This is a genomic window from Elusimicrobiaceae bacterium, assembly GCA_017528825.1.
Classification (GTDB): Bacteria; Elusimicrobiota; Elusimicrobia; order Elusimicrobiales; family Elusimicrobiaceae; genus Avelusimicrobium.
The window spans coordinates 73,652-88,985 of record JAFXOI010000035.1 but is presented as its reverse complement, the minus strand read 5'-3'; the positions used below and the strand labels follow the sequence as shown (position 1 = coordinate 88,985).

The following is a 15,334-nucleotide window of genomic DNA, read 5'->3' as shown; positions in this document are numbered from 1 at the left end:
GAGCATATGTTTTTAGAAAAACAAGCCGATGAATTAATTGAAGCTGTAACTTATGTGAAAGAGCATTTAGCTTCACAAGCCGAGCAGTTGGCCCAGCAAATTATTGCCGCTTTTAAGCGCGGTAATCAGGTCATTTTAATGGGAAACGGTGGCAGTGCCGGGGATGCCCAACATATCGCGGCAGAATTTGTAGGACGCTTCAAAAAAGAACGTCGCTCTTTTCCGGCTTTGGCTCTAAACACAAACACTTCTACGGTTACTGCCGTCGGAAATGATTATGGATATGATCAAGTGTTCTCTCGGCAAATTGATGGTTTTGCCCGTCAGGGAGATGTGGTAATTGGGATCTCCACCTCCGGTAACAGTAAAAACGTAGAGTTAGCATTGGAACTGGCCAAGAAACGCGGTTGCTTTACGGCCGCTCTATTAGGGAAAGACGGGGGCTCTATCAAAAATAAAGTGGATTTACCTTTGGTGGTGGCGTGCCAAAACACCCCTCACGTGCAAGAATGTCACATTTTTATTGGGCATGTAGTGTGTGATTTAGTAGATCAAGCATTTTAGGAGATAATATGAGAGTAGCTGTTGCTTGTGACCATGCAGGATTTGAATTAAAAGAAACGGTATTAAACACCATCACCGCTTTGGGACACGACGTCATTGACTGCGGTACCCATGTATGCCGGCGGGTAGATTTCCCTGATTACGCCCAAAAAGCGGCTTCCTTACTTATCAGCGGTCAAGCGGATCGAGCTATACTCATTTGCGGAAGCGGAATCGGTATGTGTATCGCGGCCAACAAAATTCCGCACGTGTATGCCTGCGTCTGCCACGATGCTTATTCTGCACGTCAGGGCGTTGAACATGACAATATGAATGCTTTATGTTTGGGAGCATTAGTGATTGGCAAAGAAGTTGCTCCGGTGCTCGTCAAAGAATTTTTAGATGCCCGATATTTTAATACCGGAAATTATAAGAAACGATTTGAAAAAATAGAAGCGTTAGAGAAAAATTTTTAAACTTGTAGAAAGGACAAAAACCATGATAAAAATGAAGCTCAATCCCCTGGCTGAAGGAATTACCCGTGAAGGATTAATCAAATTAGAAAACTTAAATTTTAATAAGAAGTTCTGGGCCAAAGATCCCACTTTGTGGAAACATGACCCGGAACACATGGAATTTATTCCTAAATTTTTAGGGTGGCAAAAGGTATATGACTGGACGTTGGAACACCTGGAAGAGGTAGTTGCTTTTGCCAAAGAAATTAAACAAGAATATAAGTATTGCGTAGTCATGGGAATGGGTGGAAGCAGCTTGGCGCCGGAAGTGTTCCGCACGGTTTTTGGCAAACAAGGCGGCTGGCCGGAGTTGTTGGTGTTAGATACCACCAATCCGGATTGGATAGCTGCTGCCCGCGGCAAAATTAACCCGGCAGAAACTTTATTTATCTTTGCCAGCAAATCCGGCGGAACGGTAGAACCCTCCTCTCAATTTGCCTATTTTTATAACGAGGTAAAACAAGCCGGAATCAAAGAGCCGGGCAAGAACTTTATTGCTATTACCGATGCTAATACCGGGTTGCAAAAATTAGCCGCGGAATATCAATTCCGCAAAGTATTTACCAACCCGTCCGATATCGGCGGCCGTTTCTCCGCCTTGTCTTTCTTCGGTATTGTGCCGGCCGCACTGATGGGCATTGACGTGGAAAAAATACTTTCCTTAGCTAAACAAGCCGCCGTTTCTTTCGGGCCGGAAGCGAACGAAAAAGAAAATGCTGCGCTACGTTTAGGCGCTTATATGGGTGTCTGCTATGCCAACCACAACAGGACAAAATGACTATTTTGGCACCTAAAGAAATAGCCACCTTCGGTCTATGGGCAGAACAACTCGTAGCAGAATCTACCGGAAAAGAAAGCAAAGGAATCGTGCCGGTGGTAGGAGAAACTCTGCACCGCAATTTTGACTACCGCGAAGATCGTTTCTTTGTGTATTTAGCTACGGACACTGATGATAATAAACGAGTACATGATATTGCAAATGAACTGTCCGAACGCGGATTTCCGATGTTTACCTTGCATTTAGAGGATAAATACCAACTGGGAGCCATGTATTTATTGTGGGAAATTGCCACCGCCGCAGCCGGTGCTATTTTAGCGATTGATCCTTTTGACCAGCCCAATGTACAAGAAGCTAAAACCTTGACTAAAAATGTTCTGGCCAAATTGGCTCAGGGAGATATCCCGGCAGAAGTGACCGCCGAGCTTTTGGTTTCTAAAGATTTGAAAGACGAAATCAAACTCAGTTCTTTGGCTCAAGATTTTTATTCACTCTTGGAAAGCAATGATTATATCGCTATCTTGCCGTATTTATGGCCCTCTGAGGAAAACCAAGCAGCGTTAGAAGGTTTACGCGATAAGATATTGCAACGTACCAAACGGGCTGTTTTGTTCGGATTTGGTCCGCGTTATTTGCACTCTAGCGGCCAACTGCACAAGGGAGACGGCAACAATGGGGTGTTTTTAATCCTGTCGGCTGATCCAGTCAATGACATCTCTATCCCCGGGCAGAATTATACTTTCGGCCAATTGTGTAATGCACAGGCGCTGGGAGATTTCCAGGCACTGGAAAACAAAGGACGCCGCGTCATTAAACTGCATTTGAAACAACCGGTCGCCAATGCGATTGACCAATTGAAACAATTGTTCTAACACTTGTTACATAAGGCGGCGTCACTACGCTGCCTTTTTATTGCCATGAAAAAACTTTTTGTCCAAACTTATGGCTGTCAAATGAACTTGGCCGATTCGGAAGAAATGGCCTCTCATTTGTTTGCCCGCGGTTATCAACAAACAGAGCATCTGGAAAACGCCGATCTTGTACTCATTAATACTTGTACCGTGCGTGACCATGCCGAGCACCGCGCTCTTTCTTTTCTAGGCCGTCTGCGTCATTGGAAAGAAGAAAAAACCGGTAGACGTATTATTTTTGCCGGTTGTGCGGCGCAACGTTTGGGCAATCAACTCAAGAAAATATTTCCTTTCTTAGATTTAGTTTCCGGAGCACGAGAAATAGATCAGTTTTCTCAATTACTCGATAAACATGGCTTTACCTTAGCTCCCGGTGAGCCTACTCCCGCGCGTGGTATTACGGGATATGTTACCATTATGCGCGGTTGTAACTTTGCCTGCACCTATTGTATTGTACCCACGGTACGCGGACCCATCGAGTGTTTACCGGCAACTCACATCTTAAAACAAGTAGAACAAAAAGTAGCGCAGGGATACCCTGAAATCACCTTACTGGGACAGACCGTCAATGCATGGCAAGAAAAAGAAAATACGTTTGCCGATTTATTATTAAAAGTAGCCGAAGTCCCCGGTGTACAACGGGTTCGTTTTGTCAGCCCTCATCCGGCTTTTATTACCCCGTCCTTTTTGCAAGCAGTATCTGCACAGCCCAAAATTGCACGACACATTCATTTGCCGGCACAAAGCGGCTCTAGCAAGGTTTTGCAAGAAATGAAACGCGGTTATACGCGGGAATTATATTTAGAAAAAATTGCCGCCTTGAAAAAACTCGGCTTCTCTATCAGCACCGATTTAATTGTCGGGTTTCCTACGGAAACGGAGCAAGATTTTCAGCAGACTCTTTCCTTAGTAGAACAAGCCGGTTTTGCGACGGCTTATTGTTTCAAATACTCCCCGCGCCAAGGCACACCTGCGGCTCAATTGCCGTTATTAACTGAAAAAGTATTGGAACAAAGGTTAGATATTTTGTTAAATAAAGTAAGAGGCTTGGCCGAAACTGCTTATAAGCAGCAAGTAGGCACCGTAAAAGAAGTATTGATGGAAACGGAAAACAAAGGCCGTAGTTCAGATAATTTTTGGGTTCAGACCAAAAAAAGCTATACTGTAGGAAAGGTTATAAAAAGCGATATAGAAAAATCAGACGGAACTTTACTTTTTACGAGGGATTAATATGAACAAACCAAACTTTGAAGAAAAAAGAAAACATCGCCGCATGCCGGTCATTAGTAATTTAATTGAACCGGTAAATTTGTTTTATAAAACCAGCGATGGTAAAGAAACCTCTTTGGTGGCTATTTTAGCCGATTTGTCTGCTTCGGGTATGCGCATGATTAGTTTCTTAGGTGCTCCGATGGCCGAAACCTTTTCTATTAGCTTACAATTACCGGGCATGGCCAAAATGGAAATTCAGGCACGTATGGCTTGGGTCAAGCAAAAAGAAAATGTGTACACCGTGGGTATTGAATTTACGAACATGAAACCGGAAAATGCCGCCGCTATCAGCGCTATGGCTGATGATTTTAACGATTGTGATACGCGCATTTTGCTACGCTTACCGGAAGTATGCGTAGAGAATTGTAAGGCTTGCCGTATCTGCAATAAAATTCAGAAAGACGAAACGTTATTTGATTAAACGCCCTCGTTTTACAAGCCCGCTTCGGCGGGCTTTTTTATGTATAGTTCTCAAAAAAATATCGTTATAAACTGTAATTTATTACAATATAAACATGAAACCCATCGTCCTTATTGGCCCTACCGCAAGCGGAAAAACGGAACTGGCAATAACACTGGCCCGTTGCCTTAAAACGGAAATCATTTCGGCCGATTCCCGTCAAGTTTACCAACAATTAACCGTTGGAACCGCTAAGCCTGTCGGGCAATGGCAAAACGATACGTATTTTGTGGAGCAAATTCCTTATCACTTGGTAGACTTTTTACCGCCGGATCAAATTTTTGATGCCGCTTCTTTTTGCACAAAAGCACGCGCTTTATTATCCCATTTTCCAGAAAAACCGTTCATTTTTGCCGGCGGTACGGGTATGTATTTACATGCATTTTTTGTAGGGATGGACCCGCTCCCCCCCAGTTCTGCTAAGTTGCGAAATGAGCTTACCCAATGGGCAACCCTGCACGGGAAAAGAGCCCTGCATGCACGCTTGCAAGAGAAGGATCCCGTTTCAGCGGCTCAAATTCCAGCGGGCAATATACAACGGGTGATGCGTGCGTTGGAAATTACACTTTTAACCGGTAAACCCGCTTCCGCACTACGCAGCGGCGTATTTTATCAAGATTTTCCGTCAGACAAGGCTTTCCTCGTGTATCTCAACTGGGATAAAGAGCTTTTACAACAGCGCATTGCCCAAAGAACAAAAACCATGCTCGACCCAATGGCAGAAGAAACCAAACACTTATTATCACAAGGTTTTGCGCCCGATACGCCTGCGCTAAAGAGTTTGGGTTACCCGCAAGTGCTGGATTGGTTAGAAGGAAAAGCCAGTCGTGACGAAACGTTTGAAAAAATCTGTATATGCACGCGCCAATATGCCAAACGACAGCGTACTTGGTTTAATCGATATACAGCATCTTATAAAATCAATTTACAACAAGAAAAAGATTGGGATGTAAACAGACTCTCTTCCCAGATTCTACAGGCTTACCAAACGAGTGCAAACTAGCCGCAATAGGCTTTTATCATTTCTCCGGATTTACACTCAGCACGGCCAGCATATATTCCACATCATCTTTTACAACTTCGGATTCGGAAGATTTTAACTTGTCTATTTCTACTTTATTGCCATGTTCATGAAAGGAACGGATCGTCTTTTGAATAAAATCAGCATTTTTCCGATTAATAGGTGTAAATACAAAGAAATCGGTCGAAAAAGGAATTTCCCCCACCGACTCATCTTCTTCGTTATATGTCCTCAAACTGCCCGTTTCTTTTACATTACTTGATACAACGCCAATGATATCTCCGCCCGGTATCACCACTGCAGAACCACTCATACCGTGATCGACCCCGAAATTTTTACCAATAAAATAGCGTAGTTGATCGGAATAATAAAAATCACCGGGCTGACTTTGTTTGAAGTATATACCCTCTCCTTGGCGAAGATCGGGTACCGCTACCGGTTGCAGAATACGACGACTTTCCAAATTACCTACCCGTAACAATTTGGGATGTGCGTTTGTTAAAGATTGCCATTTACTTAGCGATTCTTGATAGTCGGGTAAATTTAACTTCTCAATAAATTCTTTTTGGTTTAATATTTCTCCGGAAGCAGTTTCTCTGAACCAATCTTTCTCCGAAGGAGTAAAATGAATTAAAGCGATATCATGACGCATGGCTTTATCAGTATTCGGCTGATAATTATTATGCACAAACACATGCTTATCAGACCGGCTATGATTTACCACAGCCGCTACTCTTAATTCCCCGGTTAGCATTTGAAAAGTAATTCTGCAAGACTGGTCACATAACGGAACCAAACAATGCGCCGCCGTTAAGTACCAATTGGGTGCAATTCGGGTTGCTTGGCATAGTTTATCATTGATAAAAATAACATTTTGATTCGCAAAATCTTCCGCAAAAAAACCTTCGGGTCCTTTCGCCATGGCAACAGTAGATAGGGCACATAGTAATAAGACTATCATTCTTTTCATAAAAATCTCCCTTTATATCCTTTCTTATTAGTGTATATAAAAAAACACATTTTAGCCAGTTTTTTATATTTCTTTTATATTTTTAGTTTGCGCATCTGCTTAAACTTTATATAATAAATATATGACCACAAAAGTGATTTTACTTGCCGTTTTTAGTTATTTACTGGGAGCCATCCCCACCGGCTACCTGATTGCCCGTAAAACTATGGGTATTGATATCCGTCAGCACGGTTCCGGAAACCCCGGTGCTGCGAATGTGTACCGCACCGTCGGCAAATGGGCGGGTATTTGCACTTTCTTAGTAGATGGGATGAAAGGTTTTATTCCTACCGCATTAGCCTTGCATTTATTTCCCGGTTTATATTGGCCGGCTATCTTATGCGGAACCATCGCCATTTTGGGACATATGTGGACGATTTACCTAAAATTCCGCGGCGGTAAAGGCGTAGCCACTTCTTGTGGGGTATTTGCCGCTATGTTGCCTATTCCGACGGCACTCGCTTTCGTTGCCTTTGTGATCTGTGTAGCTTTATGGGGACGCATATCCATTGGGTCTATTGTGGCTTGTGTGGTATTACCGGTAGCCAGTTTCTTTATCGGGAAACACCCGCTGGCGGTGAACATTATGGTAACGGCCATTGGATTGTTAGTCATTTATAAACACATCCCCAACATCAAACGCTTACTGGCTAAAAAAGAACTGATGTTTGAAGACGGCGCTAAAAAAAGATAATCATGAATATACAAAACGTAACGGTTTTTGGAGCAGGGATTTGGGGTAGCGTGATTGCTCAACACGTCGCTAAACGCGGCTATCAGGTGCGTTTATGGGAATATAATGAGCAATTACTCAATGTGTTACGCACCATGGGGCGTCATCCAAATATCCCTAACTTCAAAATACACGACAATATCCGTCTGACCGGTAATGTTGCAGAAGCGTTGCAAAATACAGATTTGATTATTTTCGTTATTTCTTCCAAAGCTATTCGCAATTTTTGCCGAGAACAATTAAAACCGCTCTTAAACGGAAAAGTAATTCCCGTAGTCAGTGCCTCCAAAGGCATTGAAGATAAATCTTTCAAAACGATTTGTGAAATTATTGAAGAAGAAGTCCCGCAACTCAAAGATCATGTACTGGCTTTCAGCGGGCCGAGTTTTGCGTTGGAAGTAGCGCAAAATGTACCCACAAAAATTATGCTCGCCGGAGCTAATAGTGAGCTGGTTAAACACATTGCCACTGTTTTTGATGCCGATCCCATTATCATGGTGCCGGCTACAGACCGCCGCGGCGTAGAATACGGCGGAGCTATTAAAAATGTCTTAGCCATCGGTGCCGGTGTAATTGACGGAATCGGAGATGGGGCCAATGCAAAAGCTGCTCTAATCACCCAAGCTTTGCAAGAAATGGCCGCCGTACTGGTCAGCCAAGGCGGACAAGCCGAAACCGTGTACAGTTTAGCCGGCTTTGGAGATGCCATTTTAACATGTATGTCTGCCATTTCCCGCAACCGCCGTTTAGGTGAAAAACTGGGGGCAGGCCTCTCTTTGGAAGAAGCGAAAAAAGAAGTAGGCACTATTGCCGAAGGGGTCAACTCCGTACAAAGTGTCTACGATATCGCTCGCAAAAACAACTTAAACACCCCCATCATTAATGCCATTTGGCAAATTGTTTGCCAAGGGGCTCAACCCCATGTACTCTTGCATGCAATGGGTTTTATTCACCGCGGTAACAAATAAGGATAAGATATGAATAAAGATGATGTAGTGCGCCATTTAACCCGCCACGTGTTAGATAAAAAACAAGCCAAGATTTCCGTAGATAAAGTATTTGAAATCATTAAACACGGTTTGAAACGTGACGGTAAGGTAGTTATCAGCAACTTCGGAACTTTTCATTTGAAAACAGCCCGCCCTGTTACGCGCCATAACCCCAAAACCTTTGAAAAAGTACAAGTGGGTGAAAAGAAAAAAGTCCGTTTCAAAGCCTCCCCCAATTTATTGAAGAAATAAATATCCCCCGGTGTTTCCGGGGGTATTTATTTGTCAAACCAGTCAAAATTTATTTAATCACCGTACCTGTTTGACCTGTTCGATAGTGTACAATACGTATCTCTATTCCTTTTTCTTTGGCCAAACGCACCGCATCCGGATGCAACACACTCGCTCCGTTCAAAGCCAGTTTGTACATCTCATCAAAATCCAATACTTCGTATTTTTGTGCTTTTTGGTCTTTGTTGGGATCGGCACTGTACACGCCGTCTACATCTTTAATCATTTCCACGTGGTCGGCTCCTAAATGGAAAGCCAAGAACACCGCCGATACATCAGACCCGCCGCGCTTTAGCGTGGTAATCTCTTTGTTTTCTCCGATGCCCTGAAAACCAGCCACTATCGGTACATGACCTGCTTCCAATTCTTTTTTCAAACGGTCGCCTTTAAGCGTTAAGATATCTGCTCCGTTATGGTCGCAAGTAGTAATTAGGCCAATTTGGCTCCCCGTCAGCGATACAGAAGGCACGTCCAAATCACGCAGTGCAATGGACAAGAGTGCTACACTGACCCGTTCTCCCGTAGTAATTAGCATATCCAGTTCGCGTTTATCCGGGTTACGACTGATGCTATAGGCATGATCTAACAACACATCTGTCAAATTACCGTTTGCAGATGCTACCACCACGGGCAGTAGGCCATCCATATAACGTTGTTTGATCAAATGCGCCGCCATCTGTAATTTTTGTTTATTGGCTAATGTGTTTCCGCCAAACTTCAAAATGCATACCGGTTTGTTCATACTTGTATTATACAAAACCTAACTACTTTTCGCGCTTGTATAACCTCCCCCAAAGCTATACACTACTTTTCTAGGAGAAAATATGAAAAAAATTATTTTACTGCGCCATGGACAAAGCACGTGGAATCTGGAAAATCGTTTTACAGGATGGACGGATGTTCCGCTGACTCCACAAGGCCAACAAGAGGCCACTAAGGCTGGGTTATTACTCAAAGAACAAAATATCCTGTTAGACGGTGCTTTTACCTCTTATTTAACCCGTGCTATAGATACCTTGTATCTCACTTTACAAGCATTGGAACAACCGTGGATTCCCGTAGAAAAATCATGGCGATTAAATGAAAAGCATTACGGAGCCTTGCAAGGTCTTAACAAAAAGCAAACCGCTCAAAAATACGGAGAAAAACAAGTGCAATTATGGCGGCGCAGTTACGATATCCCGGCTCCTCCTTTAACCGCCGATGACCCTCGCTCTCCTTACGCAGATCCGCGCTACCTATCGGTTTCTCGTTCTGAATTACCGTTAACGGAATCTCTAAAAACATGCACCAAACGCCTGCTACCCTATTGGCAATGGGTCGTTTGGCCGCGTCTGCACACGGCTGATAATTTATTAATTAGTGCTCATGGAAATAGCTTACGAAGCATCGTAAAGTATCTCAAAAATCTCTCCGATGAAGAGATTGTATCTCTCAATTTACCGACAGGCATCCCCTATATTTTTGAATTGACTGACCACGGAAAAGTACTGAAAGATTATTTTTTAGGCAATCCGGATGAGATCGCTCAAAAAATACAAGAAGTCGCCGCTCAAAGCAATACCTGCAAATAAAAAAGGCTGAAATATAAATTTCAGCCTTTTCTTGGGTCGTATGAAGCAAATATCAATTCAGTTTCCCTAGCAGGGTGGGAATTACCTCATATAAATCTCCCTCTACCGCATAATTAGCCGTTTTCATAATAGGGGCATTGGGATCTTTATTGATAGCTACTATCACGTCTGCTTTAACACCCGCCATATGATGCTGTTGGCCGGAAATTCCACACGCGATATAGAGTTTTGGTTTAACTGTTTTTCCCGTAATACCGATTTGGTTACCGGTGTCAATCCAACCATTGTCTGCGGGCGGGCGGGTACCTGCCACTAGGCCGCCTAAACGATCCGCCAATTTTTGTAATAATTCAAAACCTTCTTTCTTACCCACACCGCGACCGCCTGCCACAATCACTTCCGCCTGCGAGAGATCTGCTAGGCTGTCTTTGTGTTTATCGGACGAGGCATATTTTTTGCAGTAGCCCCGCAACAACTCTTCTAACGGAATGGTTTGAGCCGGAGGATTAGTAGCCGCAGTAGCAGTAGCATATTCTTTCATTAAGGCGGTGGCAATTTCATTTTTCTGAATATGTACCGTTCCTTCGTAAATTTGGGTAACTTTAGCATCACGCATATATTTCTCTAACGGGAAATCTCGCATATACGCTACACCGCCGCACAACGTGACACACTCATCAGCCACTTCCATAGCTGTATTGGCACAAAATAGTTTGGCCATCGCACTGTATTTGGTCCAACGGCCACCTTTTATCTTCTTTAATTCGTCATGCACAGTGGTACCGTTTTCCAGAGCTGCTTTGACCGCAGGCAACAACTCCTCATCCATACGATGCGTTAAACTATATACCAAGGCACGGCCGGCTTCCGTCTTAGCAGCCAGCTCTGCCACTTTGTGCGCCAATGCTTGAAAAGTAATAATGGGTTGTCCAAATTGTTTGCGGGTACGCAGGTAAGGAATCGTTTCATCCAACGCTCCTTGCGCAATGCCTACCGCTTGAGCTGCCACCCCCGGACGAGAATAGTCTAAGGTTTCTTGCACGTATAATAACCCACGTCCCTCACTGCCTAATAAATTTTCTTTAGGTACACGCACATTTTCAAAAATCAGCTCATAGGTGGGATTGGTACGGATTCCCATTTTTTCTTCTTTCTTTCCAAAAGTAAAACCCGGCATTCCTTTCTCTATGACTAATAAAGAAATACCCCTCGCCCCGCGAGATGGATTTGTATTAACGGCCACCGTATAAAAATCAGCTTCTTTTCCGGTGGAAATAAAGTGTTTCGTTCCGTTGACTACATAAAAATCACCGTCTTTTATAGCGGTTGTTTTAAGCGCAGTAGCATCGGAACCGGCTTCCGGCTCTGTCAAGGCAAAAGCCCATAATTTTTTACCGCTGGCCAAATCATAACACCAACGCTCTCGTTGCTCCGGCGTAGCTGCCAAAAACATGGGAATAGCCCCCAAAGCAGAAGTGCCCGGTGTCAACGCTAACCCTGCACAAACCCGAGAAAACTCTTCAAAAGCCATTGCCAGGCAAGTAATCCCCCCGCCTAATCCTCCGTATTGTTTCGGCAACCATAATCCAAACATACCGGCTTTGCGGAATTCTTCATACATTTCTTTAGAAAATTGCTCTTTTCGGTCCATTTCTGCGCGCAAAGGTTTCATTTTTTTCTGCGCCAGTTCGCGGGTAGCATTTAATGTTTTCTGCTCCAGTTCATTGATTGCATAATCCATACTTACTTTTCCCCCGTGGAGTTAAATTTGCGTTTGGTATATTTCTTATGCCGTTTATAAAAAGGTTTACGCACGCCCTGTTTTTTAGGTAACAAGGAACGGTATAACTGCTCCTGCCGACGAATCATCACCGGCACTGTAAATTCGCCAAAATCACGCCGAGCAATGTTTTGCTTAAAGCGTTCACGTAGACCGTTGTTGCGCAGCAAAGCAGTGATTTTTTCAGCTAAAGCGGTAATATCATTGCGCTTTACCAAGAAACCGGTGCGGTTATTTGTGACCACCTCGCTAATGCCGTCTACGTCATAACAGACAGCCGGTACTTGATGAGCCTGCGCTTCCAAAATGGACATAGGTACTCCTTCGCGCAAAGAAGTGCTGGCATATACATCGCTGATAGCCAATAACTCATCGGTATCGCCCCGCCATCCCGGAAAAAATAATTGTTTTTCAATACCCAAGTGCTGAGCTAAATTAGTAGCGGTTTCTTTCAGAGGGCCGTCTCCCGTGTAAATGCAATATACATTTTTATTTTTACTCAGCACCTTATAGGCCGCTAATACAAAATGAATCGGATTTTTAAGTGGTTTGAAATTAGCAATTGCTAATACTACTCGTCCGGTAGCCGGAATTTTAAGAGAGGCTTTCTTGGCAATAGGATCAAAGTTAGCCGGTAATTTGCGCGTAAAATCAATACCGGCGCGAATAATTTCACTCCGTACGCCTTTGCCAATACCCAAAGCGGCCGCTTCGGCAGCATTTTTTCTGGAAACGAACACCAACACATCCGTCATGGCAGAACAAAATTTTTCTGTTTTCACAAAAAATGAAAAATGTTTTTCTCCATGTTCTTTGGCAAAACCTAACCCATGAAAGGTATGCACCACTTTCGCTTTACGCCAAAAAATACGCGCAGCCAAACGCCCTAAAATACCGGCTTTAGGAGCATTGGTATGCACAATATCCGGTTTGATTTTGCGCATCAAACGGCCCATTTGCCACACGGCCCATAAGTCATGCAAAGCATAGCGCGGACGGACATCATGTTTAAGGGCAGAAATAAAGTATAAATTCTTAAATTCCCGTTTCGTTTTTCCGTCTAAACGTCCCCCGGCCCCAGCCGCCAAATACGGCTCAAACTCCCGGCGGTCCAAACGTTTCAATGTTGTTAAGACGCTATTTTGGGCCCCTCCTTGGTCAAGGGCAGTAATGATATATAAAATTTTTACTTTAGCCATCAATGTACTTCTCCTGTTTCAGTATTTACGATACGGGCCTGCGGGAAATAATATTTAATGATTCCCTGATAATCCCGGCCTTTGCGAGCCAGTCCTTCCGCTCCGGCCACACACAGCCCTACACCCGTACCGCTGTCATACCCGCGCACCAAAATACGTGCTATATTCTTCCCTTTGTACATGGGAACAAAATCAAAGAAACTAGACCGCATAGTGCCGGCACTCAAAATATATAAGGTTTCCTGTTCATTATCCGAAATATACTCCCCTTTGCTACCTTCAAAACGCATGGAAAGAACACGCCCTTGCGGAGATAATTTCAAGGGTACCAAGGCCCGCAAACGACCAAACTGAGTACGATCATTTAGACGTGCTTCTATATCTGCCGCGTCGTAGAGATACATCCATTTTATAGCAGACCATTTAGTAGGATCCGTAGGGGTAGAATATAAATCCTGCGGCGGATTGGATATCATATATTTAGATAAATTGGCCGGAGAATAATAGTAGTCCGGTTTCTGTTCCGTATTGCCAATGGTGCTATAGGAAACTACTCCGCAATCGGCATAATACCCCAGCTCCGGGCCGGACAAATCAAGCCCGCGGGAATCTTTTGTCGCTTCTATCATGGATTGCACCGCCAAGTTGATCCCCTTAAATTGGAAATAGACATCATTATCGGTAATATGGTACGGCTCTGCTTGATGTTGTTCGATTGCTTGCTGCAAAGCTCCTCTAAACACTACCGCTAGCGCACGTAAGGCCTCCGGTTCTTTGATATCTTGTGCTTGGGTAGCCAGTAACGCAGGGATTAAATCCTCTATGCTCGTTTGATTGACCAAGCGAATTCCTTTGGAAGAAGGTATCACCAGCAAACTGCCGGTTAATTCTTTATCGCTATAATCCGCGGCAAAAACATCTTCCGCACGCACATCCTTCACTAAAAGGGTTTTATGTTCTTTGGTGGTTTTCAACGTAAAAGGCCGACGAGCGGAAAACTCCACATGCCCACGGGGATCTTTAATATCCACACTATGTGTTTGCGGATTAAATTCCAAAATGCGCGTTACATACGAGGGAGATTGCAAAACTTCCCCCAAACGGTCATCCAACACTTGCATAATACCGGCAGGCATCACAGCAAAACGTTGCAATTCCACGGGATTCTGCCAGCGGTCTGCATACAAAGCCATTTTGATGGTATCCGAAGGTACGGATACTAATTCTTGCACAATGGGCTGGTCCAAACGCAAGTAAAATAAATAATCTTCCGGCGATTTATTTAATTTTTCTGCAAAGCGAGTTAATTTCTTCAATGCTTTTTTGTTCGTCGGGTCTAAACTGTACAAAGTGGAATAGTATTGAAAAGAGGCCAAGGGGCGTTTGGTATCCTTTTCTGACAAAACCGCCAGTTTTTGTAAAGCCGGATATTGATGCGAGTCATGACTGAGCGCCTGTTGTAAAAACACGGGAGCTAATTGACGGGAATTTTTATCTGAAGCGGCAATTTGTCCCATCATATACACAGAGAGTGAAATCAAATACGGATTAGACGTGTATATATATTGAAAATCCTTCGCAGCTGCCCGTGCATTCCCTTCAAAATAATAGGCCAAAGCAGTACCGAGCTTAGCAGAAGAAGCATATTCAAAATCTGCCGTTAAGTACAACATATCCGCAAAAGCCTTCCGGGCCTTTTTATATTTCCCTGCCGCAAACAATGTCCAACCGCGCGTAAGTTCTATAAAAGGATCATCCGGAGATAACTGGGCAGCGCGGTCTATATAAGCCAAGGCCTGTTTTACTTGGCCGCGTGGCAAAGACAAAATAGACAATTCCAAATTTGCTTGTGCGGCCGTGATAGCCAGCGGAGCATTTTCATAGGTTTTGTAAAGGAAAAAACATTCTTCCGGAGTGGACGTTAAACATTTTTCGGCCACATTGTCCAACGGGTCCGGTTCGCTGTAGTCCAACGTATTTGCATGAAGGATTTTATCACTCAGTTGCATGTCGATACGAGTAACCAGTGAACTTTTAGAAACTACTCCCGGTCCTGCCACCTGGGATGCGTCCGACGAAGTATTAGAAGTCTCGGCATAGGTTGCTTCCCCTACTGCCGGTATTTTAGAAGAAGCAGACTGCGCTGTTACATTAACAGCTAATAAACAAAGGAGCATGGCTCCACAAAAGGTATATTTAGACATAAACTCATTATAACAAATTGGCCACCCGGCAACCTGCAAATCACAACTATGGATG

General features: G+C 43.8%; 16 protein-coding genes. 11 read left to right on the top strand and 5 right to left on the bottom strand.

What is annotated here, in order from left to right; genetic code table 11:
• The first annotated feature begins 6 nt into the window (after window positions 1–6).
• The 7 genes from IKN49_06485 to miaA all read left to right on the top strand — a co-directional run bounded on the left by IKN49_06485 (window position 7) and on the right by miaA (window position 5,482).
• Window positions 7–564 carry a D-sedoheptulose 7-phosphate isomerase gene (locus tag IKN49_06485; protein ID MBR3632682.1) on the top strand — a complete coding sequence of 186 codons (558 nt, stop codon included), beginning with the start codon at window positions 7–9 and terminating at the stop codon, window positions 562–564.
• A gap of 8 nt (window positions 565–572) precedes the next feature.
• Complete coding sequence (rpiB, locus tag IKN49_06480) at window positions 573–1,019, top strand: ribose 5-phosphate isomerase B (GenBank protein MBR3632681.1); 447 nt, start codon at window positions 573–575, stop codon at window positions 1,017–1,019.
• A 22-nt stretch (window positions 1,020–1,041) separates the two neighbouring features.
• On the top strand, window positions 1,042–1,836 hold the full coding sequence (locus IKN49_06475; protein ID MBR3632680.1) for a hypothetical protein: 795 nt from the start codon (window positions 1,042–1,044) through the stop codon (window positions 1,834–1,836).
• The gene (locus IKN49_06470; GenBank protein ID MBR3632679.1) at window positions 1,833–2,708 is read left to right on the top strand and encodes a hypothetical protein; all 876 of its coding nucleotides are present in this window, start codon (window positions 1,833–1,835) and stop codon (window positions 2,706–2,708) included. Before IKN49_06475 ends, IKN49_06470 begins: the two co-directional genes overlap by 4 nt.
• A 45-nt stretch (window positions 2,709–2,753) precedes the next feature.
• On the top strand, window positions 2,754–3,977 hold the full coding sequence (miaB, locus tag IKN49_06465) for a tRNA (N6-isopentenyl adenosine(37)-C2)-methylthiotransferase MiaB (GenBank protein MBR3632678.1): 1,224 nt from the start codon (window positions 2,754–2,756) through the stop codon (window positions 3,975–3,977).
• A gap of 1 nt (window position 3,978) precedes the next feature.
• Window positions 3,979–4,440 carry a PilZ domain-containing protein gene (locus IKN49_06460; GenBank protein ID MBR3632677.1) on the top strand — a complete coding sequence of 154 codons (462 nt, stop codon included), beginning with the start codon at window positions 3,979–3,981 and terminating at the stop codon, window positions 4,438–4,440.
• A 94-nt stretch (window positions 4,441–4,534) separates the two neighbouring features.
• Window positions 4,535–5,482, top strand: a complete 948-nt coding sequence (gene miaA / locus IKN49_06455) for a tRNA (adenosine(37)-N6)-dimethylallyltransferase MiaA (protein MBR3632676.1) — start codon at window positions 4,535–4,537, stop codon at window positions 5,480–5,482.
• A gap of 16 nt (window positions 5,483–5,498) precedes the next feature.
• Here the strand turns inward: miaA and IKN49_06450 are convergent, their stop codons facing one another.
• Window positions 5,499–6,470 (bottom strand): trypsin-like serine protease, encoded by a 972-nt coding sequence (locus IKN49_06450; protein MBR3632675.1) that lies wholly within the window; start codon window positions 6,468–6,470, stop codon window positions 5,499–5,501.
• A gap of 121 nt (window positions 6,471–6,591) precedes the next feature.
• On the opposite strand from IKN49_06450, the gene plsY reads away from it, so the two are divergent.
• From plsY to IKN49_06435, 3 genes are read left to right on the top strand one after another with little or no spacing between them, the layout of a single operon-like run.
• Entirely contained in the window at window positions 6,592–7,203 is a 612-nt protein-coding gene (gene plsY, locus IKN49_06445; GenBank protein ID MBR3632674.1) for a glycerol-3-phosphate 1-O-acyltransferase PlsY, read from the top strand.
• A 2-nt stretch (window positions 7,204–7,205) separates the two neighbouring features.
• On the top strand, window positions 7,206–8,210 hold the full coding sequence (locus IKN49_06440) for an NAD(P)-dependent glycerol-3-phosphate dehydrogenase (GenBank protein ID MBR3632673.1): 1,005 nt from the start codon (window positions 7,206–7,208) through the stop codon (window positions 8,208–8,210).
• 9 nt (window positions 8,211–8,219) lie between these two features.
• Window positions 8,220–8,483, top strand: coding sequence for an HU family DNA-binding protein (locus tag IKN49_06435; protein ID MBR3632672.1), 264 nt, complete (start codon window positions 8,220–8,222; stop codon window positions 8,481–8,483).
• 49 nt (window positions 8,484–8,532) lie between these two features.
• Here IKN49_06435 and IKN49_06430 read toward each other — a convergent pair whose 3' ends face one another.
• Window positions 8,533–9,264, bottom strand: a complete 732-nt coding sequence (locus tag IKN49_06430; GenBank protein ID MBR3632671.1) for a hypothetical protein — start codon at window positions 9,262–9,264, stop codon at window positions 8,533–8,535.
• Between the two features lie 82 nt (window positions 9,265–9,346).
• Between IKN49_06430 and gpmA the strand changes: the two genes are divergently transcribed.
• Window positions 9,347–10,096, top strand: a complete 750-nt coding sequence (gene gpmA, locus IKN49_06425; protein MBR3632670.1) for a 2,3-diphosphoglycerate-dependent phosphoglycerate mutase — start codon at window positions 9,347–9,349, stop codon at window positions 10,094–10,096.
• Window positions 10,097–10,148: 52 nt separating this feature from the next.
• On the opposite strand, the gene IKN49_06420 is transcribed toward gpmA, so the two are convergent.
• Genes IKN49_06420 through IKN49_06410 form a run of 3 tightly spaced genes read right to left on the bottom strand, consistent with a single transcriptional unit; the run spans window position 10,149 to window position 15,279 of the window.
• Window positions 10,149–11,837, bottom strand: a complete 1,689-nt coding sequence (locus IKN49_06420; protein ID MBR3632669.1) for an FAD-binding protein — start codon at window positions 11,835–11,837, stop codon at window positions 10,149–10,151.
• Between the two features lie 2 nt (window positions 11,838–11,839).
• Window positions 11,840–13,075, bottom strand: a complete 1,236-nt coding sequence (locus IKN49_06415) for a glycosyltransferase family 4 protein (GenBank protein MBR3632668.1) — start codon at window positions 13,073–13,075, stop codon at window positions 11,840–11,842.
• Window positions 13,075–15,279 (bottom strand): hypothetical protein, encoded by a 2,205-nt coding sequence (locus tag IKN49_06410; GenBank protein MBR3632667.1) that lies wholly within the window; start codon window positions 15,277–15,279, stop codon window positions 13,075–13,077. Before IKN49_06410 ends, IKN49_06415 begins: the two co-directional genes overlap by 1 nt.
• Window positions 15,280–15,334 lie beyond the last annotated feature (55 nt).

Coding starts and splice junctions, on each gene's coding strand:
- IKN49_06435 (MBR3632672.1), top strand. CDS start 8,220: ATGAATAAAGATGATGTAGTGCGCCATTTAACCCGCCACGTGTTAGAT.
- miaA (MBR3632676.1), top strand. CDS start 4,535: ATGAAACCCATCGTCCTTATTGGCCCTACCGCAAGCGGAAAAACGGAA.
- miaB (MBR3632678.1), top strand. CDS start 2,754: ATGAAAAAACTTTTTGTCCAAACTTATGGCTGTCAAATGAACTTGGCC.
- gpmA (MBR3632670.1), top strand. CDS start 9,347: ATGAAAAAAATTATTTTACTGCGCCATGGACAAAGCACGTGGAATCTG.
- IKN49_06470 (MBR3632679.1), top strand. CDS start 1,833: ATGACTATTTTGGCACCTAAAGAAATAGCCACCTTCGGTCTATGGGCA.
- rpiB (MBR3632681.1), top strand. CDS start 573: ATGAGAGTAGCTGTTGCTTGTGACCATGCAGGATTTGAATTAAAAGAA.
- IKN49_06485 (MBR3632682.1), top strand. CDS start 7: ATGTTTTTAGAAAAACAAGCCGATGAATTAATTGAAGCTGTAACTTAT.
- IKN49_06430 (MBR3632671.1), bottom strand. CDS start 9,264: ATGAACAAACCGGTATGCATTTTGAAGTTTGGCGGAAACACATTAGCC.
- IKN49_06450 (MBR3632675.1), bottom strand. CDS start 6,470: ATGAAAAGAATGATAGTCTTATTACTATGTGCCCTATCTACTGTTGCC.
- plsY (MBR3632674.1), top strand. CDS start 6,592: ATGACCACAAAAGTGATTTTACTTGCCGTTTTTAGTTATTTACTGGGA.
- IKN49_06440 (MBR3632673.1), top strand. CDS start 7,206: ATGAATATACAAAACGTAACGGTTTTTGGAGCAGGGATTTGGGGTAGC.
- IKN49_06410 (MBR3632667.1), bottom strand. CDS start 15,279: ATGTCTAAATATACCTTTTGTGGAGCCATGCTCCTTTGTTTATTAGCT.
- IKN49_06415 (MBR3632668.1), bottom strand. CDS start 13,075: ATGGCTAAAGTAAAAATTTTATATATCATTACTGCCCTTGACCAAGGA.
- IKN49_06475 (MBR3632680.1), top strand. CDS start 1,042: ATGATAAAAATGAAGCTCAATCCCCTGGCTGAAGGAATTACCCGTGAA.
- IKN49_06420 (MBR3632669.1), bottom strand. CDS start 11,837: ATGGATTATGCAATCAATGAACTGGAGCAGAAAACATTAAATGCTACC.
- IKN49_06460 (MBR3632677.1), top strand. CDS start 3,979: ATGAACAAACCAAACTTTGAAGAAAAAAGAAAACATCGCCGCATGCCG.